The organism is Candidatus Thorarchaeota archaeon (assembly GCA_021498125.1).
Classification (GTDB): Archaea; Asgardarchaeota; Thorarchaeia; order Thorarchaeales; family Thorarchaeaceae; genus B65-G9.
Map to the genome: position 1 here is coordinate 171,843 of JAIZWL010000001.1, position 24,977 is coordinate 196,819.

Annotated in this window: 32 protein-coding genes and 5 tRNA genes; 13 read left to right on the forward strand and 24 right to left on the reverse strand. The window is 46.3% G+C overall.

Annotated features, from left to right (window positions below; all coding sequences use genetic code 11):
• Positions 1-63: 63 nt before the first annotated feature.
• The 12 genes from K9W43_00945 to K9W43_01000 all read right to left on the reverse strand — a co-directional run bounded on the left by K9W43_00945 (position 64) and on the right by K9W43_01000 (position 6,483).
• Positions 64-1,023: a carbohydrate kinase family protein gene (locus K9W43_00945; protein ID MCF2135785.1), complete on the reverse strand. Its 960-nt coding sequence runs from the start codon at positions 1,021-1,023 to the stop codon at positions 64-66.
• A 10-nt stretch (positions 1,024-1,033) separates the two neighbouring features.
• Positions 1,034-1,963: an ornithine carbamoyltransferase gene (gene argF, locus K9W43_00950; protein ID MCF2135786.1), complete on the reverse strand. Its 930-nt coding sequence runs from the start codon at positions 1,961-1,963 to the stop codon at positions 1,034-1,036.
• Between the two features lie 73 nt (positions 1,964-2,036).
• A complete protein-coding gene (gene ftsY / locus K9W43_00955) occupies positions 2,037-2,936 on the reverse strand; it encodes a signal recognition particle-docking protein FtsY (GenBank protein MCF2135787.1) in 900 nt (299 codons plus the stop codon).
• 16 nt (positions 2,937-2,952) lie between these two features.
• Complete coding sequence (gene pfdA / locus K9W43_00960) at positions 2,953-3,384, reverse strand: prefoldin subunit alpha (GenBank protein ID MCF2135788.1); 432 nt, start codon at positions 3,382-3,384, stop codon at positions 2,953-2,955.
• Positions 3,384-3,626: a 50S ribosomal protein L18a gene (locus K9W43_00965; protein MCF2135789.1), complete on the reverse strand. Its 243-nt coding sequence runs from the start codon at positions 3,624-3,626 to the stop codon at positions 3,384-3,386. Before K9W43_00965 ends, pfdA begins: the two co-directional genes overlap by 1 nt.
• A gap of 13 nt (positions 3,627-3,639) precedes the next feature.
• The gene (locus K9W43_00970; protein ID MCF2135790.1) at positions 3,640-4,308 is read right to left on the reverse strand and encodes a translation initiation factor IF-6; all 669 of its coding nucleotides are present in this window, start codon (positions 4,306-4,308) and stop codon (positions 3,640-3,642) included.
• A 9-nt stretch (positions 4,309-4,317) separates the two neighbouring features.
• Positions 4,318-4,728 carry a 60S ribosomal protein L31 gene (locus tag K9W43_00975; GenBank protein ID MCF2135791.1) on the reverse strand — a complete coding sequence of 137 codons (411 nt, stop codon included), beginning with the start codon at positions 4,726-4,728 and terminating at the stop codon, positions 4,318-4,320.
• A 14-nt stretch (positions 4,729-4,742) separates the two neighbouring features.
• Positions 4,743-4,898: a 50S ribosomal protein L39e gene (locus K9W43_00980; GenBank protein MCF2135792.1), complete on the reverse strand. Its 156-nt coding sequence runs from the start codon at positions 4,896-4,898 to the stop codon at positions 4,743-4,745.
• Positions 4,899-4,924: 26 nt separating this feature from the next.
• Positions 4,925-5,263: a DNA-binding protein gene (locus K9W43_00985; protein MCF2135793.1), complete on the reverse strand. Its 339-nt coding sequence runs from the start codon at positions 5,261-5,263 to the stop codon at positions 4,925-4,927.
• An 11-nt stretch (positions 5,264-5,274) separates the two neighbouring features.
• Positions 5,275-5,727 (reverse strand): 30S ribosomal protein S19e, encoded by a 453-nt coding sequence (locus K9W43_00990; GenBank protein ID MCF2135794.1) that lies wholly within the window; start codon positions 5,725-5,727, stop codon positions 5,275-5,277.
• 125 nt (positions 5,728-5,852) lie between these two features.
• Entirely contained in the window at positions 5,853-6,125 is a 273-nt protein-coding gene (locus K9W43_00995; protein ID MCF2135795.1) for a YhbY family RNA-binding protein, read from the reverse strand.
• Positions 6,126-6,156: 31 nt separating this feature from the next.
• Positions 6,157-6,483, reverse strand: coding sequence for a hypothetical protein (locus K9W43_01000; GenBank protein ID MCF2135796.1), 327 nt, complete (start codon positions 6,481-6,483; stop codon positions 6,157-6,159).
• Between the two features lie 82 nt (positions 6,484-6,565).
• On the opposite strand from K9W43_01000, the gene K9W43_01005 reads away from it, so the two are divergent.
• The 3 genes from K9W43_01005 (at position 6,566) to K9W43_01015 (ending at position 9,674) form a co-directional block, all read left to right on the forward strand.
• Positions 6,566-7,276, forward strand: a complete 711-nt coding sequence (locus tag K9W43_01005) for a hypothetical protein (protein ID MCF2135797.1) — start codon at positions 6,566-6,568, stop codon at positions 7,274-7,276.
• A gap of 126 nt (positions 7,277-7,402) precedes the next feature.
• A tRNA-Gly gene (locus K9W43_01010) sits at positions 7,403-7,507 on the forward strand.
• Positions 7,508-7,658: 151 nt separating this feature from the next.
• Positions 7,659-9,674, forward strand: coding sequence for a DNA topoisomerase I (locus K9W43_01015; GenBank protein MCF2135798.1), 2,016 nt, complete (start codon positions 7,659-7,661; stop codon positions 9,672-9,674).
• A gap of 108 nt (positions 9,675-9,782) precedes the next feature.
• On the opposite strand, the gene K9W43_01020 is transcribed toward K9W43_01015, so the two are convergent.
• A tRNA-Gly gene (locus tag K9W43_01020) sits at positions 9,783-9,918 on the reverse strand.
• Between the two features lie 126 nt (positions 9,919-10,044).
• On the opposite strand from K9W43_01020, the gene K9W43_01025 reads away from it, so the two are divergent.
• On the forward strand, positions 10,045-11,115 hold the full coding sequence (locus tag K9W43_01025) for an acyltransferase (GenBank protein MCF2135799.1): 1,071 nt from the start codon (positions 10,045-10,047) through the stop codon (positions 11,113-11,115).
• On the opposite strand, the gene K9W43_01030 is transcribed toward K9W43_01025, so the two are convergent.
• Entirely contained in the window at positions 11,099-12,001 is a 903-nt protein-coding gene (locus K9W43_01030; GenBank protein ID MCF2135800.1) for a hypothetical protein, read from the reverse strand. The two genes, K9W43_01025 and K9W43_01030, sit on opposite strands and share 17 nt — an antisense overlap.
• A gap of 94 nt (positions 12,002-12,095) precedes the next feature.
• Here K9W43_01030 and K9W43_01035 point away from each other — a divergent pair, with 94 nt between their 5' ends.
• The 4 genes from K9W43_01035 (at position 12,096) to K9W43_01050 (ending at position 14,566) form a co-directional block, all read left to right on the forward strand.
• On the forward strand, positions 12,096-12,779 hold the full coding sequence (locus K9W43_01035; GenBank protein MCF2135801.1) for a hypothetical protein: 684 nt from the start codon (positions 12,096-12,098) through the stop codon (positions 12,777-12,779).
• A gap of 52 nt (positions 12,780-12,831) precedes the next feature.
• On the forward strand, positions 12,832-13,284 hold the full coding sequence (locus K9W43_01040) for a hypothetical protein (GenBank protein MCF2135802.1): 453 nt from the start codon (positions 12,832-12,834) through the stop codon (positions 13,282-13,284).
• A 274-nt stretch (positions 13,285-13,558) separates the two neighbouring features.
• Entirely contained in the window at positions 13,559-13,939 is a 381-nt protein-coding gene (locus tag K9W43_01045) for a hypothetical protein (protein ID MCF2135803.1), read from the forward strand.
• 96 nt (positions 13,940-14,035) lie between these two features.
• Entirely contained in the window at positions 14,036-14,566 is a 531-nt protein-coding gene (locus tag K9W43_01050; protein ID MCF2135804.1) for a hypothetical protein, read from the forward strand.
• A gap of 42 nt (positions 14,567-14,608) precedes the next feature.
• On the opposite strand, the gene K9W43_01055 is transcribed toward K9W43_01050, so the two are convergent.
• Positions 14,609-14,716 (reverse strand) — tRNA-Val (locus K9W43_01055).
• Positions 14,717-14,890: 174 nt separating this feature from the next.
• Between K9W43_01055 and K9W43_01060 the strand changes: the two genes are divergently transcribed.
• Positions 14,891-15,178, forward strand: a complete 288-nt coding sequence (locus K9W43_01060) for a hypothetical protein (GenBank protein MCF2135805.1) — start codon at positions 14,891-14,893, stop codon at positions 15,176-15,178.
• A gap of 2 nt (positions 15,179-15,180) precedes the next feature.
• Here K9W43_01060 and dut read toward each other — a convergent pair whose 3' ends face one another.
• A complete protein-coding gene (gene dut / locus K9W43_01065; protein ID MCF2135806.1) occupies positions 15,181-15,624 on the reverse strand; it encodes a dUTP diphosphatase in 444 nt (147 codons plus the stop codon).
• A gap of 140 nt (positions 15,625-15,764) precedes the next feature.
• Here dut and K9W43_01070 point away from each other — a divergent pair, with 140 nt between their 5' ends.
• The 3 genes from K9W43_01070 to K9W43_01080 all read left to right on the forward strand — a co-directional run bounded on the left by K9W43_01070 (position 15,765) and on the right by K9W43_01080 (position 17,652).
• Positions 15,765-16,124 (forward strand): PadR family transcriptional regulator, encoded by a 360-nt coding sequence (locus tag K9W43_01070; GenBank protein MCF2135807.1) that lies wholly within the window; start codon positions 15,765-15,767, stop codon positions 16,122-16,124.
• A complete protein-coding gene (locus K9W43_01075; GenBank protein MCF2135808.1) occupies positions 16,121-17,116 on the forward strand; it encodes a hypothetical protein in 996 nt (331 codons plus the stop codon). The genes K9W43_01070 and K9W43_01075 overlap by 4 nt, the downstream gene beginning before the upstream one ends.
• A 110-nt stretch (positions 17,117-17,226) precedes the next feature.
• A complete protein-coding gene (locus K9W43_01080) occupies positions 17,227-17,652 on the forward strand; it encodes a hypothetical protein (GenBank protein ID MCF2135809.1) in 426 nt (141 codons plus the stop codon).
• A gap of 77 nt (positions 17,653-17,729) precedes the next feature.
• On the opposite strand, the gene K9W43_01085 is transcribed toward K9W43_01080, so the two are convergent.
• The 7 genes from K9W43_01085 to K9W43_01115 form a co-directional block, all read right to left on the reverse strand.
• A tRNA-Phe gene (locus tag K9W43_01085) sits at positions 17,730-17,835 on the reverse strand.
• 79 nt (positions 17,836-17,914) lie between these two features.
• Positions 17,915-18,433 carry a hypothetical protein gene (locus K9W43_01090; protein MCF2135810.1) on the reverse strand — a complete coding sequence of 173 codons (519 nt, stop codon included), beginning with the start codon at positions 18,431-18,433 and terminating at the stop codon, positions 17,915-17,917.
• A 77-nt stretch (positions 18,434-18,510) separates the two neighbouring features.
• The gene (locus K9W43_01095) at positions 18,511-19,074 is read right to left on the reverse strand and encodes a class I SAM-dependent methyltransferase (GenBank protein MCF2135811.1); all 564 of its coding nucleotides are present in this window, start codon (positions 19,072-19,074) and stop codon (positions 18,511-18,513) included.
• Between the two features lie 88 nt (positions 19,075-19,162).
• Positions 19,163-19,304: transfer RNA gene (locus K9W43_01100), tRNA-Ala, on the reverse strand.
• A gap of 146 nt (positions 19,305-19,450) precedes the next feature.
• Complete coding sequence (locus tag K9W43_01105) at positions 19,451-20,872, reverse strand: pre-peptidase C-terminal domain-containing protein (protein ID MCF2135812.1); 1,422 nt, start codon at positions 20,870-20,872, stop codon at positions 19,451-19,453.
• A gap of 269 nt (positions 20,873-21,141) precedes the next feature.
• On the reverse strand, positions 21,142-21,327 hold the full coding sequence (locus K9W43_01110) for a 50S ribosomal protein L37e (protein ID MCF2135813.1): 186 nt from the start codon (positions 21,325-21,327) through the stop codon (positions 21,142-21,144).
• A gap of 7 nt (positions 21,328-21,334) precedes the next feature.
• Positions 21,335-21,577 (reverse strand): RNA-binding protein, encoded by a 243-nt coding sequence (locus K9W43_01115; protein ID MCF2135814.1) that lies wholly within the window; start codon positions 21,575-21,577, stop codon positions 21,335-21,337.
• A 97-nt stretch (positions 21,578-21,674) separates the two neighbouring features.
• Here K9W43_01115 and K9W43_01120 point away from each other — a divergent pair, with 97 nt between their 5' ends.
• Complete coding sequence (locus tag K9W43_01120) at positions 21,675-22,268, forward strand: RNA-binding protein (GenBank protein ID MCF2135815.1); 594 nt, start codon at positions 21,675-21,677, stop codon at positions 22,266-22,268.
• A 9-nt stretch (positions 22,269-22,277) separates the two neighbouring features.
• Here K9W43_01120 and K9W43_01125 read toward each other — a convergent pair whose 3' ends face one another.
• Positions 22,278-24,941 carry a DEAD/DEAH box helicase gene (locus K9W43_01125; protein ID MCF2135816.1) on the reverse strand — a complete coding sequence of 888 codons (2,664 nt, stop codon included), beginning with the start codon at positions 24,939-24,941 and terminating at the stop codon, positions 22,278-22,280.
• Positions 24,942-24,977: the final 36 nt, after the last annotated feature.

Consider the following 24,977-nt stretch of genomic DNA (forward strand, 5'->3'; position numbering starts at 1 on the left):
ATTCTCACTACTGTATTGTATTAACAAAAAATGGAATACTACCCACGTATTATGTGGTCCTACTCACTTGCGCCTATGTTTCTTTGGTCTAAACGTTCTGAGTATCAAGTTAATTGACACATTATGCTTGGCCAGAAGTGATGCGGCTTCATCAAGGGTCGGTTGGCCATTTTGTGCTCCACGTTTCTGAATCGTGAGTGCTGCAACACTATTGGCCATATGAAGTGCCTGTTCTATTCTTTCTGACCGCGACCATGCTGTTATGAAACCTGCGGCAAAAGAGTCTCCCGCTCCAATTGTGTCAACCACGTTTACTGGAAACGCCTGTGATTTACAGTATTCAAAGCCATCGGTCGCAATTGCACCTTTCTCTCCCAATTTGACAATGAGAATGCCTGGAAACGTCTTTGCAAACGCTCTAAGTTGCGCTTCTTTTGGTTCGAGACCTAGATAGGTCTTGAGCTCCCTCTCGTTTACAAACAGAAGATCCGTATGGGGTAAGATCTCTCCGAATCTCATATTTTCTGCATTGTGACCTGGATCATATGAAAAGATGATTCCATTCCTAGTCGTGATTTCAGCAGCCTGTTTGGCCATCATTGGGAACCCACTTGTCATATGTATCACTGTAGCCTTGCCCAAAATTGTTTCATCGAGGATATGTTTCTCAACGAATCGATTCGCCCCCGGTTGTGCTATCACCATCTGTTTTCCCGTTCTATCCGAGATCGTGACAAAAACTCCCGTTGGCTGGTTCTCAAGAACAAGAATGTTGCTTGTATCAACTCCCACCTTGGAGAAATCCCGGAGCATATTTTGTCCGTGGATATCATTTCCCACACAACTAATGAGACCTGTCTTTACTCCCAACCGCGCCATCTGTGAAGCGAAATTCGCAGCAGACCCCCCTGCGGAAATACATCCCTCATTGGTCGTCCAATGGCCCTCTTGTCTGGGAAGTTGGTCTACTCTTAAGCATACGTCGATATTGATTTTGCCGATTGAGTAGACCTCCACAGACATATTTTTCCTCTCACATTAATAATGCCAAAATGGCCTTTTGTGCATGAAGTCGGTTTTCCGCCTCATCGAATACAACACTATGGGGCCCATCCATGACCTCATCGGTTATTTCTTCGTTTCTATGGGCCGGAAGACAGTGCATGACGATAACATCCCGTTTTGCTGCATCGACAAGTGCTTGATTGACTTGGAATGGCATCAGTGCTGCTTCCTTTGCCTCTGAGCGTTCTTGTCCCATGCTGAAGAACGTGTCAGTGTAGATCACATCTGCATTCTTTACAGCCTCAAAGGGATCAGTGACGACCTCTAGGGTTGTATCGTATTTCTCACTTAATTCAGTTGCGCGTTTCATTATATCTTCTGATGGTGTATATCCCTTGGGTGATCCGATTGTCACATCCATTCCCATGATGGTGCAGCCCTGCATGATTGAATTGCTGACGTTGTTAGAGTCGCCAACATATGCAATCTTTAAGCCTTCAAGATGACCTTTATGTTCCTCGATTGTCATCATGTCGGCCATGATCTGACAGGGGTGCAAAAAGTCTGATAGGCCATTGATAACAGGAACGGTGGCGTGTTTGGCAAGTTCGACAATATCGTCATGACCATAGACGCGAGCCATGATTGCATCACAATATCTGCTCAAGACCTGTGCAGTATCGCCAACGGTCTCACCACGTCCGAGCTGTGTTCCACTTGGTTGTAAATACAATGCATGACCACCAAGTTGTGTCATTCCCACCTCAAACGATACTCTTGTCCGGGTGGATGACTTCATGAAGATCATAGCGAGGCTCTTTCCTCGAAGTATTTCATGAGGCTCACCACGCATCTGTTTGCGTTTGAGATCATGACCTGTATTCAGAATTCTACGCAGCTCGTATCTCTCAAAATGGGATAAATCTATGAAGTTTCTTCCTTTAAGGCTCAATTTCATTACCTCTCCATGTGAAGGCTTGTTGCTTTGCACCTGTGAGCCTTGTAATAAAATTGACCATGGGACCAGTGAATCACATTCCACCAACCAATCGCTGGGCAAACCACTCAGAATCGAATGGTCTAAGATCCGGATATTCTTGGCCAATTCCTACATACACAATTGGGCTGCCGGTCACAAAGGCGATTGATAGGGCAGCGCCTCCTGATGGGTCAGCATCAACCTTTGTCAAAATTGCCCCGTCGATCTGAATGGCTTTATGAAATTCTTGGACTTGAGACAGAACATCATTTCCGGCCAGCGCATCGCCTACAAAGATCTTCAAATCCGGTTCTGTCACTCTTGCTATCTTTGCCATCTCGGCCAAGAGGTTCTTGTTGTTCTGCATTCTTCCAGCAGTATCAATGAGTACTACATTGATTCTTTTTGCTCTGGCATGAGCCACTGCATCATATGCCACAGCAGCCGCATCTGCTCCATAGTCTTGTTTTATCACTCTGACCCCTAACCTCTGGGCATGGGTCTCGATCTGTTCGATGCTTCCTGCACGGTATGTATCAGCTGCTGCTATCACGACCGAGAATCCATTATTTTTGAGCAGATACGTCATCTTTGCAAGGGTTGTTGTCTTTCCTGTACCATTGACCCCCACAAACATAAGAATGGCCGGTTCGCCCTGTGCTTTCTTCTGCTGGACAAACTCAAGAATATCGACCGGTCTCTCAGGAGTGAGTACCTCAAGAATTGCCTCATAAATTGCGTTCTTGAAGAGTTTGACTAGATTCTCGAAACGCCCCGTTCTGGTTCCCAGTATCCTCTGTTTTGTGAGATTGCAGATGCGTTCAGCCACTTCCACAGCCACATCATTTTGTATCAATACCATCTGCAGCTCCCAGACGGCATCGGCGAGATTCTTCTCATTAAGCTCTTTAGTCGTGGCCTTTGTGATTGCAGAATCAAGTGCAGTTCGCATCTTGTCGAACACGAAATCACTTCCTGGGCTGAACTTTCGCGAGCAAGTCTCTAAGTTGAGTGTCCAGATTAGTTGCGTGTGCAGTGAGCTTCTCCAGTTCTCTCTCAAGATTCTGATACTGGCTCTCAAGGGTCGCAATCAGTTCTTTTGATCGTTCTATTGCTTGGTCTATGGTCGCCTCGATCTTGACACCGCTTCCTGCATCCCTTATGACCTTCCCCGGTTTAACAAGCTTTGCTGTAACAAGCATTCCTCCACCTATGCTCATGAGGACTTCCTCGTCGGCCTGATGGCTCTTGAGTTCATCTAACGTTCTTAGTCCCATCTGCATATCATGCAAGTATGCTCGTGTGATATCCATCTGTTGACGGATAAGGTCGATATTCGAAGTGACAAATTGTTGCTCCGCCGAGAGTTGTTGAAAAGCCCTCTGCTGCTCTTCTGTCATTATTGGGTGCTCTCCACTCCAAGTAATCTTCGCAATTCTAAACTGTGCGCTTCTTCAGGTTTGATCTCTTTGATATCTTTGATCCTGATATCTCTTCGCTTGACTCTGTGTTGGCTACCAAGCTCTGAGAGAACTCTCTCTCTTGCTCGTTCTTTGTTCATAGATACCAGTTCTTTACTGAACGCGAATTTTCTCTTTAGTTTGAAATACTCGCCAGATACGCGCCACACTTTTGCACTCATACTATTCACCTCTTTAGACGAATCCTAAGGCCTGTGAGATGTTTGCTAGCTCAACACCTGTGGTCTCAGAGCCCGCAATCATCCCTTCACTATTGGCCACAATTCCCAGATGGATGTACGGACTGCCTCTGTTCACAGTCCCCATCTCTACATCCACTTTTAACAGCTCTGTTACAAGTTCCAGTTCTTCTGTAGTTGTCAATGGATGTGCCACCGCCCCATTGGCCGTTGCTATCGTGTTCGATCCCACAATAGGCAGTCTGGCCACGGTTCCTGGCACAACTTCTACATCTAGCACATCCGCTATTTTGCGTTGTGCAGCCTTGTCGAAATCTGGATGGCAAATTGCGCCATTGTCATTTGCCAAAACAATATTGCCAAGCGCAGTCATCTTGCTGTCAATCCAGTCGACTATAATATTCTCAGCCTCCCTCTTGAGTGTGGCCAGTTCCTCATCAGATACTGTATACGGGAGAATAATTCCGTGAGAGTTGGCGCATGCCATTATTCCGACGGCATCTAATGTTGCCACAGTAGATTGTATCAGTGGGAGGTCTAGAAACGTGTCTCTGATTATCCCTAATGACTTCTCAGACATGTTTGGGGAGACGAACACGAATCGGTCAGTGGCGATCGCAAAAGCGCCAACATTCGAATCGCCCTCGAAGTCCGTACGGGCGATTGGCGTAGGCTATCCCTCCGCTAGATATACTCGCACGAGGTTATCTGTATTCTTGGTCACCCTGATGCGAATACGGCGAGGCGGTTTCTGAATCCCGCGAGACCAAATTCTCTCATTGACATCTGGATGGATGTTGAGTTCCTCCGGCTTCATGTGTCGCTCGACAAACTCTTTGAGAATCCGTACAGCTCGTTTTGCTCTACGGAGTCTGCTTCCGGTCCAGTATGCCTTGCGCAGTGGAACAGTATAGATCCGTTCTTCGACGATCTCTTCCTCTTCTTCCTCTTCCTCTGGCGCTTCTGCGGGAGCTTTAGTGGCCTCAGTCTTCTTCTCTTCTGTGGGCGACTCTTCAGCCTCTATCTCCTCTGTCTCAGGGAGTTCTTCCAGCTCTTCCGTTTCTGTTGATTCTTCGGGAGTCATTTCTTTTCACCAGGCTACCGCTTCAGTTTTGTCTCGCGCCAGTTCCGCTGCGCGGGTGTTCTTCTCAGTTTCCCACCTGATTTCATGACAACCCATGTGGGAACGCTGTTGTTACTCTTTAGGGCCTTGGCCAGCCTCAATTTTTTCGCCAACGGCTTATTTCTTGCCATATCTTCACCTCGTGCAGCTAACACGTTCATCTGAATGTGATTTTTGGTTCACGTTCTTTTCCTGCAATCTGTTGCAAGAGTTTCTTTAATTGTTCGTCTGTGACTTTTTCTCTGAGTCTGCCTGCACTAGCCAGCTGGATAAGCTGGAGTTCGATCTGTTCGGCAAATTGTGGTTTCACCATTCTGACGTTTGTCAGACGAGCTCGTGCCTCTGGAGTGAGAATTTGTCTGAGTATTGCCTCTTTTTGTGCATCTATCTCAGCAGCTCTCTGCTCAGCCGCCTGCTGGTGAAGTGCTTGCTCTTTAAGAGCCGCAATCTTTCGCTGACGAATGGCCTCAAGCTCATCTTCACTCACTTTGTTCACCACTTTGTGGATCAGTACCTACTTAATTCCGGAATAGCCTTCTCGAGTTCTTGTTTGATCATTGATGCCAGCTTGTCCATAAACGACCTGCCGATATCTGTAAGTTCTCGACCCTTATTGCCTCTACGCTTTACGAATCCTGCTCGTTCTAGTTGTTGCAGAATATTCCTGACAATTGCGCCACTGCCTTTTTGAAACCTGTTTGGTTTAGTACCTCGTCTCTTTCGGCCACCGTATTCAACGCGTAACCTCTGTGTACCAATCGGTCCTCTCAAGTAGATCTTTCTAAGAATGCTGGCACTTCTGGTGTACCACCACTCGGTATCATCTGGCGCTCTCTCTTTATGAGCACCTGTCTTCACATAAGAGGCCCATTCAGGCGGTTGAATCTCCTTACGGGTCTTCAGCTCCTGAGCGAGTCGGCGAATGAGAATGTTGGCCGGTATATCATAGATCGTGGGCATTTGTCAGTCACCATTTTTATTGAGCGAGGGCACCGCACATTAACTGGGCAGGCAGCCCACCTCAGAAGGCTGGACTCGCAACCTAGAGTCCGCATAAAAGATTATCGTTGAGACCTGTTTTTATCTTATCGTAACCTGTAGATCACTGCTGTGTTGCCTCGTACTCCCGCGAGTTCAGCTCCAGTACGTTGGCAGAGTTCTTCAAACAGAGTTCGTTTATAGTGCTCGTCCGTTGAAGTACGGAGGGCGCGAACCTTGATGTATCTGTGCTTCTTGAGAAGACGCTTTGCCTCTTTGACGATTCCGTCAGTGAGACCCGCCTTACCGATCTGCATCATTGCGCTCTCTTGCCAAGTACTGCCAATTTTTTCTGTGTCGGGCTTCCGCTTGTCTGTCATGGCTGTCATGCAATCTTGAACAATTGCTTGATTAACGTTGTCTTCTGACCGGAAATCTCCGAATTGCACCACATGTGAGGCAGGTGACAGTAACATGTGTTGCTCGATTATGTCTCACACGTACTCGGCAATTGTGCCCCGGAATCAAGACAGTTCCACATCTTCTACATACACGCCTTCCGATCTCTCTTGGAAGGCTCTTTCTCACTTTTCTAGAGATGCGTCGTGCTGTTGCCACTTGTTGGCGTGCCAATTCCGGATTCTCTTTTGCTTTTGCCTGTGCCAGCTTCCAAAGAATATCTACTCTTTCGCGAGCAAGCTTCTTAGTATTGATTTTTGGTTTTCTCCTTGCTGGCATCCATTCGTTCCTCAGTTTCTGTTCAATGTGCTCAGTGGTCAAAGTCTTAATACTGTTTACATAATTATAGAAGGGACTTACCATGCTCCATATGATTCTTCTAGACTCTGCTATTGAAGTGATCCCCGCTGAAATCCGGTCACTAAAACCAATTCAACAATATTGTTCTCGTCGAAAGAAACGGCCCAATACGGTTCTTCTTGATCAGAGTCGCCATGGGCAGGCAATGGTCCACCTGCCGGATCAGGAGCGAAGGGGCCGACCCGATATTGCTTTCCTGACTCTTATGGGCCTTCTTGAGACCCCCCTCTGTAAGGCCGGACTTCTCACCATCCATTTACATCTTCAGGACGGTCGTATCATTGAGATTCGGCCTGATGTGCGTCTTCCCCGTCATTATGATCGTTTTATTGGCCTTCTCGAACAGCTCCTCACTGTTGGCAGAGTTCCGCCTACTGGCGAGCCATTGCTTCGTATAATCGATCTTACGCTTCCTGAATTACTTACCTCCCTCAAGGCGGAACATACTGATGCTCAGGTCTTTCTTGCATCCGAGAATGGTACTCCCACAACCTTACACGATCTTGTTGATCACTTTCCAATAGACCCGTCACTACCTGTTATCTTCGGAGTAGGTGCCTTTCCTCATGGTGATGTCGATCCTTCAATCGCCACTTTGTTCGATAAGGCTGTGTCCCTTGATTCTGAAACCATGATGACCTGGCATGTCTGTTCAGAGATATTATGGCTCTATTCTTATCGATTGAAACTGGGATCCTCTCGTTTCACATAGTGTGACATTGAGGCGCGGTATGGGAAATCGCACAACTATCAATATGCTTAAATCTACAGCATCGAGAGCATCTCTTGCCTACCTCTTCCATAGGAGATCCGATTCTAAAATTGGATGCGTCCTATAGCGGCCGTTGTCTAGGGGTTAGGATGCAGGCCTTCCAAGCCTGTGGCTCGGGTTCGATTCTCCGCATAAATTCTGTGCGGAGCGAGTTTCCCGACGGCCGCACCACTTCTTGTTTCTTATCAGTCATCCGAAAGCTTTGGCATCACCACTTATAATGGCATGAACACAATGCTTTTGTTCTTGCACTTTTTGCGTGTTTTAAGATGTGCAATGGCATCCAGTAGTACCATATGATTCACATCCCGGCGGGAAAACCATGAAGTCACTCAAGCATAATGGCATTCTTGTTGTTCAACCACCTTCTCCGCGTGGTCTGGAGATTGTCGCCCGTGGTCAAAAGATTGTTTTGGACCAGCTACAAGAAGAAATGGCAGTTGCTTGGGTCAAAAAATTAGGCACGCCATATGTAGAAGATCCGGTCTTTGCTAAGAACTTCATGATTGACTTTAGCGCCGCACTAAACATTGATCCACCTCTTAGTGTTGATGAAGTTGATTTCTCTTCGGTCATTGAAGTCGTTGAGGCTGAGCGTGCAGCAAAAGAGGCCATGACTAAAGAAGAGAAGAAGGCAGCACGAGAGAGTCGAAAAGCCGAGCGTGAACGGCTCAAAGAACAATATGGCTATGCGATTGTTGATGGTGAACGAATGGAATTGGCCACCTACATGACTGAACCCTCGGGTATCTTCATGGGACGTGGTACGCATCCACTCCGAGGCCGCTGGAAGCAAGGTGCACGTGCTGAGGGCATCACGCTGAATTTGTCACCTGATGCAGATGTTCCCCCTGGAAATTGGAAGGAGATCATCTGGGCATCTGACTGCATGTGGATTGCCAAATGGACTGACAAGTTAACCGGGAAGACCAAATACATCTGGCTGCATGACAGTACTCCTATCAAGCAGGCACGAGAATCTCAGAAGTTCAATAAGGCCCTCAAGCTCGGTAAACAGATTGACATCATCCGGCAGCACATTATGGATGGCCTTCAATCTGATAATCCCCGTACTCGGGAGATTGCCGCAGCCTGCTATCTCATAGATAGACTGTGCATGCGTGTCGGTGACGAAAAGGACTCCGACGAGGCCGACACTGTTGGAGCAACCACTCTTCGTGTGGAGCATCTCACTATAAAGAGAAACTCTGTTGTGTTTGATTTCTTAGGGAAGGATAGTGTTCCGTGGCACAAAGAGTTAGAGATGCCTCCTGAAGTACTACAGGTCTTTCAGGAGTTGTATACTAATGCTCAGGAGCGGCTAAACTCCTTTCGGGGCCGAGGTGGTGGTTCAAGCAAGGCTGACCCGAAAAAGGTTGCCCAGATCTTCTCCAAAATCGGTAGTTCTCATGTAAACAAATTTCTCAGTCAGGTTGTACCTGGACTTACTGCCAAGGTCTTCCGAACTTTTCATGCAACATCAACTATGAAGGAACATCTTGCCCAGAGTCGAGTTAAAAAACCCGATCCTGACTTTCTCAAGAAGGCTGCGGTGAAGAGGGCAAACCTAGAAGTCGCAAGGGTCATGAACCACACCAAACAGGCACCGAAAGGCTGGCCCAAGACTGAGGCCCGGTATAAGGAACGAATCAGTAAAGCGGCTGCTAAGATCAAGAAGGCCGAACAAGGGGTTGCTGAGGCTAAGAAGAAGCTCACCGCCCGCAGAAAGAAAGAGCGATTTTCTCTAGATTCACGTAAAGCCGCAATCGAGAAGCAGAAGGGTCTTGTAGAAAAATACAAGTCCTCTGTCGAAACATGGCGCCAAAAACGTGACAATGCCAAGCTCGCATGGGACCGAGCACGTGAGCAGCGCCGTCAGATACGTGAGAGTTCTCGTAAGGCTTCTCGATCTAAGAAGGAACGTCTTTCAGATGCCCAAGAACGTGTGGTTCGTGCCAAAGAACGGTATGATGCGGCTGTGAAGTCACTGGCCAAGGCACGCCAACGGTATGAAAATAGTAAGGCCTCACTGGAATCAAAGCGCAAAGCACTGAAGGATTTTCATGCAGCCTCTGCTGAACGTATCGCTCGTGCACAGCAGGCTGTTGAACGTGCTAAGACCCGTCTACAAAAAGCAAAACTGGCCAAGCAAAAAATAGAGACCGATTTGGCGCTTGCTAAATCAAGTCGCACTTGGAATCTTGGAACTTCTCTCAAGTCATATATTCATCCAAAAGTCGTTTACTCGTGGTGCCAACGTGTCGATTATGATTGGCGTAAAGTGTATTCCCGAATCCTACAGCGTAAATTTGCGTGGGTCGAGTCCGCCTCGTCTTGATCACCAGCCCTCTCCGTTTTCAAGACATAGTGGTTCCGCTCTTTTGCAATCTTTATTATGTCATTCAAGTTCAGGTCTGATGAATCAGTCATTGTTTGTGAGAATAAGTGGTGCGCCCGCCGGGAGTATCGCTCTGCATGGTATTCATGCAGGGTCTCGAACCCGGGCCGGATCCGTTCTGCTGACCTTAAGAAGTTCCTAAGGTATTGGCAGGGATCCATCATAGCCCCTAGACAACGGGCGCTTGCAATTGTGAACATTGTTGATATGGTCCAAGACCATAATGAACGCAGTTCTACGGAATGAGCGCTACGAGTATCGTTAAAAAGTTTGCCGAAGTGACGCGATACGCAAAGAGGCTAACAGGATAATGAACGTAGAATCTGTATCACGTTTTCGTTGGATTGATGGCACGAAAGGTCTCGGGATAATCGCAGTAATGATTGTCCATTCCATGATTCCTATGGTGAACGTGATTACTACGCATCTTAGTGCATTTGCCATACAACTCTTCTTTGTCGTGACTGGTTTCACGTACCATAATGAAAAATATCGGGAGCAATTGCGTCGTTTATTTGTAGTACGAGGACGGCAGCTGCTCATCCCCTACGTGTTGCTCTACGCATTAGTCATTATTCTGTTTATTCCCATGGCACCATATATTGAGACCTACCTCACTCCCTCACAACTTGTCTTCTGGTTTCTCTATGGGAGCGGTCCGCCAATGTCCTCTTCACATCTATGGTTTCTCCCCGTCCTCTTCTTTGGATTGGTGGTCTTTGCGGTACTCGATAAGCTCTCTGCGAGAATTGCCCGGCCCGTTCGACTTCTATGGCTTATTCTTCTTTCTCTTCTTGCCTGGTGGATCAAGTCCCTATTTGGATCGGCTCTTGTTCCATGGCATCTAAATGCCATTCTTATCGCTGCCGCCTATATGTTCCTAGGCAATGAGATACGCCTTGTCCGTAAGGATCGTTTGGATGTTATCTTTTCCCCCAGAAGGAACGTGATCGTCATCTTGTTGAGTGTTCCTACATTCTTAGTCATCTCAACAATTAACGGTTTCACTGATTTGGCGGTAGATAATACTGGTATCAGCATTTGGCTATACATGATAGCTGGTCTTCTTGGATCAATCATGTGCATTTCTCTCTCACAGATTATCACATATTACAGTGGTTGTTTGGATCGGTTGATGACGCTCTTTGGAAAGCATTCCCAAGTTGTCTACGAACTTCATCCATTGGTCTTCTATCTCTCCCCTCTAGTAGTGTTTCTTGTGGGGCTCGCTCTTGGTGATGGTGATGTTAGTGCCATTGCGGTCTGGCCGATTCGTCTGCTCCTTGCAACTACTCTCACACTGCCGCTCGTTCTCTTCGTAATAGAGCGCCATGCACCTCTGCGACTTCTCTTTAGAGGCACTACTAAGGAGCGTTCCTAATGATCTGTTTTATTTGTAGAGCTCGGAAAGTCGACTCGTATTCAAGTGCATTCGGTTCATGTGAACGATCATCAAATGCCATGTATGCTCCGTCAATCCACATGCCCTCTTGCTTTTCTGGCAAGGCGGGCTCGGGGAATCTATAGCGACCGTACTCAGTCCTGTACTTCTCTACATTATCCAGCAAGGTCTTGAACCATTTACTCTCTCTGATCACATGCGATCTTGCAAGTGTTTCTATCAAGACGAGTGTCTGTGGCTGTATCTCTGGTACTGGCAACAGGAGTCTGGTCTGCCCGCTGATAACGTCCTCCAGTATGGCCTCTGCCTTGGATCTCCATTCTGGTTCACTCAATATCGGTTGGGAATGAAATATTCCCACAATATCCAACCATGTCGCGGAGAGCGCTAATGAACTGTCATCTACCTTACCTGGTCTCCGATCATAGAGCAGGTTCAGTCTATACCTCAGAATCTTGTCCACGTAGCGTGTCTGGGCATATCCCGCCAGTGAGAGATGATTGACAACCACCATCATTGACTTGGTCACACGAATTCTCTCGTCACGCTCAATTGCATCAGTCAGCCATGCACGTGCTGGAAGACACAGCGAATCGAATGGCTGCAGTCCGGCTCTCATACCTATCTGAACCAACTTCCCCATGACATTGCCGAAAGATGTTGGTTGCTGTGACCAGATCACACTTGTTTTGAATCCTTGTTCTAGACGATTTAGCCAGGTCTTTACAATAGGTGAGCTGTGTAACTGATCAAGTGCATAGGCAACCTGTCCTACGTCCTGCGATTGAAGCAGGTCTACGATAGTCCTGAATCTGATGATCGGTCCTGCTGATTCAAGAAGCCAGTAGATTGACTCTTCGACCATGTTGTTCTCTATTAGTTCGATTCCTTATGACTGCGGCTGTTCATAGCAATCTTCTTGTGTTTCAAATTATTGCCTCTCAATGAGGCTATTACTCATGTCTATCAGGACCTCCCTCAAGCAAGATATCATTCGTGACATCTATTATGGTCGTATGCTTCTTACCTCCGTACGAGATCGACCTGATGGTTGGACACTACACTCCGGCAAATGGAGTCCGTTCTATATTCAACTACGCCTCATCAGTTCGTTTCCCGAAACGCTGCGAAAGGTTGCTCAAGCTATGACTACACTGATTCGTGAGGAGATCCCAAATGTCAACAAATTAGTCGGCATTGCTTTTGCTGGGATACCAATTGCTACCGCCATTTCTCTGGAGTCCGGCCTTCCAGCCGTTCACACTCGTAAATTAACAGGAGTACGGACTGAGGACGACCTTACTCAGGCTCTAAAAGAATATGGTCAGCACTCCCTTGTTGAGGGTATTCTCGAGGATGGTGATGTCCTCTGTCTTGTTGACGATCTTGTGACAGGTCTTGAGAGTAAACTGGTTGCACGTGCACAGGTACTGGCTGAGGTAAAGGCACGAGGGCTGAGTAATGTACAATGCGACGATATTGCGGTACTCATCGATCGTCAGCAGGGTGCAGACGCCAAAGCGCGTGAGGCTGGTCTGCATCTTCATTCGGTCATAAAATTCGTTGATGAGGGGCTGCCACTTCTAAAGGACCTGATGAATGACCGCGAGTACGACATTATTTGTAAATATCTTAATTGCTGATACGAATACATCAGCGAAAGTCATTTGACTGATGGATGTACTACTCTCAACTATGAGAGAGGATGTTAGTCCAGTCCAACATATGCTTAGATTGGCCCTTGCAACTACACTTAATCACTACAAGTTCTATACTGATGCGTCAAAGGTCGCTCAGACAACCACCGTGAAAGCCCTTCTGACCCTGCTTGCCGAGTCAGAGGAGGAATTAGCCAGCAAGATTGAGGATATGATGGCTCGCGGTATTGTCGAGGCCGTTGAACTCGCAGGCCATCTCTCTGGTGAAGAAACACCAGATCCTACTCCTTTCGATCTTGCTCGTGCTGAGACCGACCCTCGTCTGTTCGTCTGTAACAAAGCTCTGGATCAGGAGCTCAAGGCCTATACATTCTTCCTGTCTATTGCAGCCCGTGCCCGTTCCGAAGTCATCAGTAGATTGTTTCACTATTTTGCTCATGTAAAGGCTGAGCAAATCGTGCGTATTCGTAACGTATGTGAGACCTTCTAGAACTCTCCTTGTGTCACTCTTTTTTTTGATCAATATCTTCCTATCTCTCTTTTCATTTCGCGCCATTTGTATTTAGAACACGTGTTCCAATTAGCTTACTTTTATCAAATATAACTCGAAATGAATAAAAGAACCAATATGTTTATATGTAGTTTAGTATATACTGTATGTGCGCGGGCAGGAATGCCTTGCGGCGCCCCAAATCCTCTCCGTGTTCCATTGGAAACGAAGGGGTGGGAGGGTAGCAAAGAAAGACAGTGAATTGGTGAGAAACGTGAAACCGGAAACAAGTGTTTACATTCCTCCTGTAAGTCTTGAGAGTATTGAAGACTTCAGAAGATATGCCAGAGCAGCAGCGCTCGTTACCTATGCACCGGAGTATTTCCGTGGGCCGTTTATTGACGATCATAAGCGTCTACGGCGGGTGACGCTGGTGGCTGTGGGTGTTCCTATCCGCGGGATACCTCTTACATTCAAGTATACGCTCGACTACAATGACCTCTACGATCCATCTCGTGGTTGGGAGGAGCAGACTACTGAGATTGATCTTTTACTATCCCAGTTGATTAGTGGTCTTGAGTCAGAGACCCCCATTGTTCGAGGCACAGTCGAGACTGATGCTCCGCTTGGTGAAGTATTGTCGGTTCGACCATGAATTTGGCGCTAAGCACACGTATGCAGTAGTACAAGCACGTTCATGCCCACGTGACTCACCAATAGGCTAATCTGGATTTACGTTCTTCACTATCACATGACCAAGGCGAATGAAATAGAACCGGCCGAAGAAATCATTGAGCGCATTATGAAACAATATTCTCAGGAGCCAAGAGGCTGGCATGTTCTCAATACACCGACTGGAGATCTGCTTGTCCTCGGACCACATTCTACATTTCAATTACGCCTTATTGATCTAAATCCCACTGAATTCACGGGAGTCGGCATGGAGCTACGTACTCCCCCTGAGAGTATCTCCCATCTCAGATCCGCACCGGATTTTGGGCTGCGTGGCCTATCTAATACAGATCTTGGTAATCTGGTCAAGGCACTTCATGGTGACTCACTGGCAATGGAACAGGCACGTGATATTCTAAAGCGGGAGCCGCTCCATCCCTCCGAAGTCGAGAGTAAGAATATTGATCACATTCTAAGTGGTCCTGTCTTTACTCGTCCTGATCTTGTAACTCTTGATTCTACTATCGCATCCATCACACACCAACTGTCAGAATCAGCTCGGGATCTCTTTCAAAAGAAGTATCCTCTGCGTAGTGGTATGTTCTATTGAGTGAAAAAATCAATTCTCTGGCATTATAGAATGTTTCAAAAATGGTGGGCCGGGCCGGATTTGTTCAGCATGAACCAGAGTTCGATGCTTTTGAACCAGCGATCCCCGCACTGTCAATGCGGGATCATAGCCGGGCTAGACCACCGGCCCAATGGATTGGCAGCCAGTAGCGGCTCGCCAAGGTCTGAAACCTGTTGCAGGATTAAAAAGTTTACTACTTGTAAACATTATTGGTCGCGATTACAACGTGAGTATGCAATTTTTCCGATGACCTTTAATAGGGGCATCTAAAGGGAACTAGTAAACGTATTTGGGGATGTAAATGTGGACGAATCTCCCGTAGATGAGATGTATCGACTTGCTCCAATAGTGCAAGACTATGATGAATTTCTCTTTGGAAAGACTATCCGTGCTGCTTTAGACACCGGTATCTCCGAGATTGATATTACTGGTTGGTCCTTTGAGGCAGTGAGGACACTGTTATCGATCATACGATACATGAACTTTCCACCTGTTCTTAAGAGTGGTGAGAAGATTCACATTTTTGTTCGTCCACCTTTTGCTGAGATGATGGATCCATTTGCTTTGCACCTTGTCAGTGATCCTTGGTGACTTTACATTCCTGTACTTCCAAATCCTCTTTCGCCTCTCTCAGTTTCAGAGAGGGTATCTGTCTCTACCATCTGAACATTCGGAACGGGTCTAATGGCAAGCTGACTGATCCTCATGCCTTTCTCGATGACGAACGGATCAGTCCCAAGATTGATCAAGATCGACTTGACCTCTCCACGATAGCCACTGTCAATAGTTCCTGGTGAGTTGAGAACAGTTATGCCATGCTTGATTGCAAGGCCACTTCTGGGTCGGACTTCTCCCTCATACCCCTCAGGAATCTCAATACTGATTCCTGTTGGAACTGCAAATCGCTCTCCTGGCTGCAGTGTATATTCAACTGACGAATAGAGATCAAAGGCAACATCCCCTGCTCTCGCTCTTGTCGGCACCTTTGCATCGGGGTGTATCAATTTGACCTTGACTGTGATCTGGTCTTTCTTCATGCAGATTGCCTCATTGAGAATCGTTCCAATGCCATAAATATCTCTGGTGGCCGCAAACCTTATATATCACATACTACTGTATGATATACAGTATAATGCATTATATACTACAGAATAACGCATAGCAAGGTCTGTTAACAATGTCGAAACACGTACAGGATGAGATTGTGCGATGGACTAAGGAGATTAAGCGAGGAGCTGTCACCTTGGCAATAATGGCACTATTGGCTCGTAGCAGAGCGTATGGCTATGAGCTTGTGAAGAGTCTTGGCGAAAAGGCACCTTTTCTTGCGCTTGAGCAGGGGACGGTGTATCCATTATTGCGACGCATGGAGAAAAGAGATCTTTTGAATGCAGAATGGGACTACGATGATCCGGCCAAACCTAAGAAATACTATACACTAACGGATGATGGCCGTGCTGCTTTAAGTGAAATGTGTCGAATTTGGTCTGAGATGTCCGAGGGGATGGCAGCCGTCATTGAGGAGGTGTCAACATGAATAACAACAGAGCAATGAAGGCAATCGATGATTATCTTGATCGAGTCAGGTCGTATCTACCAATGGTTGATGAATCATATATTGTAGAACTCAGAACGCATTTGATCCAAGAGGCAGAACGGCTGGGGGATGGTTCTGTGACTGAAGGATCGGCGCTATTATCCGTAGAGCATATGGGGGATCCCAAAGCAGTAGCGAGCGAGTACGCAGGATCTGGTGAGAAGATCGGTCCTATTCCTGTGGAGTATGTCCGTCCGTTTGTAGTTCTATCGGTCATGTTTGCAGGTATCGGTTTCGCCATTGCAGCAGGATGGACAATTGCCTCATACGCATTCCCTGAAGTAACTATGTTCTTTAGTGGATCTCTCTTGGTCTCGCTTATCATCATCATCGGTTTTGGATTGTCTCTCATTATAGTTGAGCGTCTAGATGTTATTGATTTGCGCCGTTCAGTAGCAGAACGCACGTTTTTTGAACGGTTTATTGGTATTGGTGCAGATGCATTGCGGAAAAAGCCACGCAAGGAAGTTATCATTGATGCTATCATGGGATTTAGCGTTCCGATAATTCTATTGCTTCCGTTCGTTTCTGTCCTTTTTTCTGAGGATTTCCTTCCCTTTTTCCTGATAATTGCTGGTGTTTCATTGTTTTCAGCTTTTGTGGACATTTTCTATTATCGCTTTGGTGAGAATAATGTGATACTGATTCTTGAGATGCTTGCAAACATTTCCTGTGTGATTGTTGCAATTCTTCTTGTCAACGTCTTCCCTGTGGCATGTGTCTACGGCTTTGAAAATGGGCATTGGATTGTAATCGACTTGGCTGCGGTCTTTACTGAGAATCCATGGTCACAACAACTGGCATTTGGTGTGTGGACCAGCGCCATTGTGATCGTTGTCATGGTGCACATCTGGCAAACTATTGTTGATATCTTGAAGGTGTCATGGTATTTTCGTGAGGGGCGTGGATTATGGTGGCATGACTCATTGTAGATTGATCGGAGGAGTATTTTCCTCCCTTTATTATTCTTTAAAATAATCGCAGATTTCAAGAGATATGTATTTATTGTCTTATTTTCTCCCAGAATTGGGAGTTCCACATAATGAGTCATGCTGTGCCTCTAAAGAAAATCCGGATTTTTGGAATTATCCTTCTATTTTATCTATTTATTCTTTTATATCTCATGTCGCGTCTATTTTCTGATATTCCCATAAGCACAAATCTCTCATGGATTTTGCTCTTGTTGATCCCTGTTGACTTTGGACTTGTCTTTGTCTTGTACAATTATTTCCTACATCGTAAACGGATTGGAAATCCATTCGGTTTTGTTATATTATTGTATATTTTTAGTCTGAATCCTGCGTTATTTGCGTCTTTGCTTGGAATTATTGGTTCTCCATTTACTCTAGTGGCGCTCTTCTTTGGATTCGCTTTTTCAGTTACCGATTTTATATTTATAATGAAGAATGCTTCACGGCTGTGGGAAACAGACTCGTCCGATGGTCTTTCTGACGAAGCAGTGTTGTGAATTTGTAGTAGATTTAATCATGGTATCAAATGGTCTTATGGACTTGGCGTTTCAAAAACAAAATATCCATCAGAGTGTGGTGCCGCGGGTGCGATTTGAACGCACGACAACTCGATCTTCAGTCGAGCGATCTCTCCCGTCGCAGAGCAAATGCTCCGGTATCCCGGGCTGATCTACCGCGGCTGAGTTAATGTGTCAGTAGCCATCACCGATTTGGATTGAGATATAAATATAGTGGAACTTTACTCTCATCTGTGTTATGTTATCTGATCTTGTAGTTGACATAGCTTGCAATAATTGCTGTGAGTGCTGCGGCTATGTTCACTGCAATAGGATAGATATAGAGTGAGTCGAGGAATGCGAGAGTAGCCAACCATGATGGTTGTTGTGTGATGTCTGCAATTCCAAACGGGATAAAGTAGAACATGAGAAACACTGCTGTGAGTAGTGCCACCCCAACAAATGCAGGCATATCTTGTGTTTTCCGTGCAAAGGTCGAGAGCTTGGTCTGCCAGTTGGATTGCGCCCTTTGGCGTCTGCGTACCTTTCTCTTAGACATGATATTTGCCCAACGATACATGGCTTCAGCCATTAGGACATACGCTCCTGCGAGCACTGCCATGGCTCCCAATGCGACAACGAGTTGAAGCTCTGCACTAAGGACCTTGACGTATGTCTGTGCATGCCATAGGATTGGGATCTGTACCAATCCTGCGATACCGATGAATATGATTACAAGTCCGGGTTTACTACCGCGTCGCCACCATACTGCTAGGCTCATGTCAATCATCCTGGCCTTTGGTTGGCTGCTCAAAACTCGGTCTGCTCTTTAAGGTTTTGGAATCATTAGACAACATACTATTTTACTGCGATGATCTCAAACCAGTGGCCATGATCCTTACAACTTTTGCATTCGAATCCTGTGTCCTCAATCAATTCTCTCATGCTTTTCATGGTCTGTTCTTGATTCCCTCTTACACCATATCCTACGCTTGAGAGTGTTCCATCAGGAAAGGTATACAATACACGGAAAATGAACCTCTCTTCTTCACAAGTGATCTGAGCCGCCTTGATGGACAGAATACCCCCATTCTGAAGCACTCTATATGCCTCTCTAATTGCTCGTGTCTTATTCTCAGCAGTCCTAAAATATCCTAACGAGAACCAGAATGTCACCATGTCAAAGGTATTATCGGCAAAACAAAGATCTCTCCCATCAGCAACAAGCCATTGAGATGGTGGATCATGGATTCGCGCCTCCCGAATCTCATCCATCCGAATATCTACAGCACAGACTCGGCTCCTCCCAAGTCGGGCGACAATCCCTTCGCCCCCAGCTCCTACATCAAGGATTAGACGGTCGCCCCGTAGTTCCTCTAGGCTCACTGTCTGTTGAGGTGGTTCAAAAGTTGGTATCTGCATATTGATTGGAATTACACTAGTTCTGACTGTTAAATTTCTGGTAGAACGCAGGTGTCAGATCCTAACTCTGACTCTGGGAAGTAATTAATGGTGGACCGGGCGAGATTTGAACTCGCGACCTCCTCCATGCCAAGGAGGCGATCTTTCCCGCATGGTATGCAAAAGCGTTTCTCATCAATCTCACAGATGAGATGAGATTATCACCATGTACCGGGCTGATCTACCGGCCCATTTGTTTGCGATTCGGTATACTGGTGGCATGGTTAAAAGAATTACGGCATGGATTCGGTTTTCATAAGTATTCTTGCAGTAAAAAAAGAGAAGCGACACAGACCATGAAACTAAGATTATGGGCCGTGTCTAGAGCTCGAGTCACTTATGCGAAAAAGTTGTAGGAACATTCATTGCAGATCTTCGGATTCTGGACATAGCTTCCAGACTGTGGTAGATCAGCCGCTGCTTTTTGGTATGCTGTTGCTGCATCATAGCCTTGGCTGACATAGTTCCAGAAGTAGTTAGCAAACCTCTCCTCACCTGGAATGGTCGTGACCGCCCAAGAGTTGTGGGTTTCATCAGAAGACGAGATTGCCAGATAATGGCTGCCTCTCATGTCATCCGCCCAATCACCAGAGTGACAGGATGAAATGAGAAGACCTACCTTGGTGCTGTCCAGAGTATCCAGCATTGATCGAAACTCGTCGGATCTAACGACGCTGCTCTGAGGCGCAAATGCGGTGCTTGAGTGATAGCCGTCATTACTACCATGGCCGAAGAGATAGAAGAACACTATGTCATTAGCGTCCTCGTAGTTTGCAACTTGGTTGAAGTCGTTTCTGAAATTAGTAGTGTCCTTGAATTCGAAGAACTTGGTGTACCCCTCGTTTTGTAGAACACTCTTGTACTCATTGATTACTTGCTGTGTTCCGGCATCGGAAGCCCAGAAGAACACTGCGATCTTCTCAGCATCTCCGCCACCTCCGCCACCGCCGTTATAGGAGATGGTGACAGTCAATGAGTATGATCCAGAACCGCTGTATGACCGGACCATGATATACCATGTTCCTGCACCAGGGTTGGCAAAGTTTACGTCCTCGCCGCCATAAGTATAGCCACGCCAATCGTATGTGCTAGTTGTAGGTGCTGCACCAAGCTTGCCATAGACATCGAAGTCTGCGTTTCCACAGGTCAGAACGGTGTGCATGTTGTTAGCATTAGCGTCAACTTGGATGGTCCAAGTTTCAGTAGCTCCAGTTGCAGACAAAGAGCTTGTAGCTGCGACACCACTCTGAAGTACATGGTCGCCGCCACCGCCACCTCCGCCACCGCCCTCATACTCAATCTGATCGATGGCAAAGCCCCATCGTGTGACAGAGTAGTCTGTAACAAGGCGCACCTTGATGCTGCTTCCAGTGCTCCATTGGGTCCAACCACCTGAAGAGTACGAGCCTGTGAGTTTGTGTAGCTGTGCATTGTTAGCATCATAGACATAGACGTAGTCATATCCGTATTCCACATCTATTCTAGTGAAGTGAACTCGAATTTGAGTCGCACCAGTCTTTGTTATAGTCCATGTGTTATCGTAGTTATTGGCATAGTTATGTGCCGACTCAAGAACATAGGACTCGGTAGTGAACGGCTGGAGATCAAATGCCTGTTCCCCACCTGTGGGTCCAGTGACTTGTGCTAACTCTCCCACGTTGCTGCTAGTTGCAAATGCATTTACTGTCCCAACAATGGGCAGTGCCACTGCAACTAATGCAAATAGAAAGAGTACCGACAAGAATTTCGTTTTTCTCATCTAGAATACACCACGCGAACCAGTCTGAAGCGATCAGACTGTTATTGCAGGAATGACCAACTGCTTTTTATATCTATTGGTCAAAACTGCGAATTTTTACACTATAAACTGTAAACAGTATGTGGCTATCATATTTTTCAACAGGCTTGCAATAAGGCTCCTTTTGCTAGTTCCACGCCTAATTTCTCGATATGTTCCCCACTTATTCCTGTAGTAATAATGCGTCTGGGCTTTTCCACGCCGAAACCACTTTGATTTTTGGTAAAAAATTACCGTACTCTAACGCCATTGACCTTCTTATGAGCCCACTTGTAAGATCTAAGTCGACTGGAGGCACCATAGCCACAGGCCGCACATTTTTTCTGGCGTACATGGTATGCTCTTCTACCGCATCTCCTGCATCTGATATGGTGTGGATTATTCTTCTTTCCTTTTGAGGGGGTGCCTTTTCCCATTATAGTTCTACTCCTGTGCGGTGCTCTTTGGCGGTGGCGATACGAGTACTACATTATCGCCTCTCACTATGACCGTGTTGACTTGGGCGACAGACTCGGTTCCGTTCTCCGAATCACGAGTGATCTCATCTGCGTCCTCGATGATGAGGTTCAGATGTTGGTCGTATCCACGTAATCGGCCTCTGAGTTTTCTTCGACCCTTGATTTCAACAAGTATTTGTGAGCCGACAGATTTCTGCAATATTTCCATAGGTCTACTAGTATTCACAAGGGTCACCATCATTAGAAGTGATCGTGAGATACGCTCACACGATGCGCGCGCTACCCTCTTTGGAGGGCTTAAAAAGATGACGATGAGGAATCTTATTGTTTCCTTCTTTGAAGATGTCGATATGCTAGTTCGGAGGTTTCAAAAGGAACATCTCTTAAGCAATTTTGCAATGCCAAAGATTGAACGTATCAAGAACCGACATCTTCTGAAGAGAAAGCAGCAGAAAGCAGAGATCAAAAAAATAGAGCAGTTGATAGGTGCCCCAGTGCATTTGCCTGATGACGCACGTATAGAGGCTGGTACACTTGAAGATGGCTCCACGATTTTTTTGCTTAATGGCGAAATTCTCTTTTTTGAGATCGAGGGTACGATGTTTCCGTCTCTAAGGGCTGTCCTAGAAGGTTACATCACACTTCCTGAGGTCACAGTGGATATGGGTGCAGTGAAATACGTTGTCAATGGCGCGGATGTGATGCGCCCCGGTGTCACAGCTGTATCTGATGGTATACAGCAGGGTTCTGTTGTTGCAGTTGTAGATGAACGCCATGGAAAGCCCCTGGCACTTGGTATTGCTGTGATGAGCTCAGATGAGATGCGTGCAGTATCAGGTGGGAAGGTCATCTATTCCAAGCATCATATCGGAGATAACATCTGGGAATTTACAAAGTGATCTTCTTCGTTATGATTCCTTAATAGCTTGAGACCGAATATATTGCAAAGCCGCCTTGTATACTTCTATTGCATACTCTTGATCAAGGCCAGAGTTCTCAGCAAACCGTTTTCTCGCAGGTTTGCGTTTGGATGAATCAATGTCCTTTTTGACTATGGCCTCTATGGATGTGTATCCATTATCAATTAATGTTCTAATCTCTGTGCGGGAAAAGTGTCGGGATCTTCCCTTACTAGTTGGGATTTCTAGAGTCATGAGATTCGTCGTCGCCGCATCCTCTTTGAGACCATAACGAAGTCGTTTACTAAATATCTGAAATAATTTGGCGCGTTTTTTCCTGCCTCCCCTTTTGAGATAGTCTGCAATATTTGTTGAAATATCCGCCGCCCAGTCTACCATTGTGGTCATGTCCCCTTCATCTAGACCGATCCACCGCCTTGCTCTATCGTTGCCTTCAATCCCCCTTTCTATAGCCTGCTCGATCAAATCTTTGATAGGTTTCTCGTTAATCCATCCTCGAATGACCTCTCTCTTGACAGTGAGCCTCTTGGGTACCTGTTCACGATACCAGTCATTAAGATCCTCTAAATTGGCCACGTCCATCTCGATTTTTGTAGGTATGACGGTCCGGGGACGGCTCGACTGAACTAGTCTAAACTTCAATAGAATCTCCACAAGATCGTCTTCATCAGGTAGTGAGTCGTCTAGTAGTAGGTCTCGTATTGAGATGTAGTCTAATGGGTTCATTCCACCGAGGATTGCATTTTTGGCGTCCTTACTGACATAGACCCCCGCATTATCAGAGGTTAGGATTCCTGAAGAACACATCCACTTGTAAATACGTGCAACCTGCTCGCGAGCACTGTCTTTATAGTCTTGATTAACAGTTCCTCTAAGTGTCTTCTGAATAAGCTGGTGAAGTTGGCTAGTGACTTTTTCTTGATCTATTCTTCGATGGGTGATAATCTCTTTAGTAAGGACCGAGCACATCAGATATGGGTCGACAGGGCCGGGACACAATGGTTCTAGGGGATTGTGCAATAGTTCTTGGGCGATCTCACTTACATCTCCGTCATCAGAGGACTCTTTTGGAAGTGCAATAAACACCTGTCCTCCATGTTCTGCAAGATAATATTCACCGATGCGCCCGGCGATCTGAAGATACCGTGCCCTATTCACAAAAGCCTGTAATCCGCGTCCAAACATTATTGCTACCGCATCAAATGGAAAACTGGTGCCAGATGCAATCCCAGTAGTTGAAACAACACAGTGGACGTTACCCAATTTGAGTTCGTGTTCCAGTCGCCCCCTCAAATCGGTCTTTAGTCCTGCATGATGAAATGCTACACCCTGTTTGAGTAGTTGTCTTAGTCGTGAGGCAGCAGGCAACTGTTCGCCAGACCCAATTATTCGATCAATGACTTTTTCGTCAATGGGTCGTGGATATGACTCTGCAATCCGTCTTGCATAATGTTCTGCATTCTCTCTACTTCCAACTACGACTAGTAATGCCTTTCTGGAGTAGTCCCCCATATATTCATGAATTGCGTCAAGCCTGCTCTTTTTTGAGCTCAGAAAGTGATGGGTTCCATCAGCACTTGTGATTCGGACGTTTTCCCCATCTGGGACAACAACATACTCATCAGGGACGAGTCGTACACTAGGGCGAAAGACCTCTGCTTTCAACCACTTTGCAACAGTGTCCGTGTCCCCAAACCTTGAGGAGAGGGTTATTATCTGTGAGCGATTCTTCAACCATGTAATGAGTAGATCCAACCTGCAGCTCCTATCGTCTCCTAACTTACGTGAGGTCGGTTTGCTAGTAGCGCCTCCAAGTTCTGTAAGTTCATCAACAACAGTCAATCCGATTTTCTTTAACCAGTTCTCTCTTCTGATGGATGCAGTCAGGACTGATTCATAGATTCCAACGATGAGATCAGCTTCTTCTAGCATCTCATCCGACGCATCAGAATGTGCGTCGTATCTTACTACTGAGTATCCAAGTTGTTGAAGCAGATCCTTGTACTCTGTGATAAATTGCCTACTAATCGAAATTAATGGTGTCAGGTACAAACACTTGGTGCCCTTCTGGAGACGAGTGAGAATTATCATCATTCCAATGAAGGTCTTGCCAGATCCCGGAGGCATTTGTAATATCAAATTACCTTCAACATCTTTCACTTCGTTGAGGAATTTGGCTTGTGCGGGAAGCAGTCGTACAAAGTTTTTGTATCTAAGAAGGATTTTTGCCGCTCGCCCCATCTCTGTATCTTTTGGAGTAGGACCGAGAATCAGCTCGGCGGCCGCAAGAGCAAGTCTGCCATCATGTGTGATCATGTACTTTCTTCGTTTCTTTCCCTTCTCGCCCATTGCTTTTACAAAACCCGTGTTGACGAGTTTTTCCATGCTCTCGTAAAGTGTTCCTCCAGTAGAGATTTGCTTTTTTCGGGTTTCATACTGTTGCTGTTCCTGAGTACGTTCCCCCTCGATGATGGTCGTTGGTTTTGGAAATCCCTGGTTTTCCAAGACTCTATCAACTATTCCCTCCCATCCAAGCGTTGGAACTATATCGCCCTCTTGTGGACTGAGTGCTTTTAGAATATCTACTGCATAACGGTTGCTTAGGGCTTTCAGACGTGCCCTTAGATTATCTACACTTCCCGGCTTGGTCATCTTGAAGGCCACTCGTAAATACCGAGCTTTTGTCAC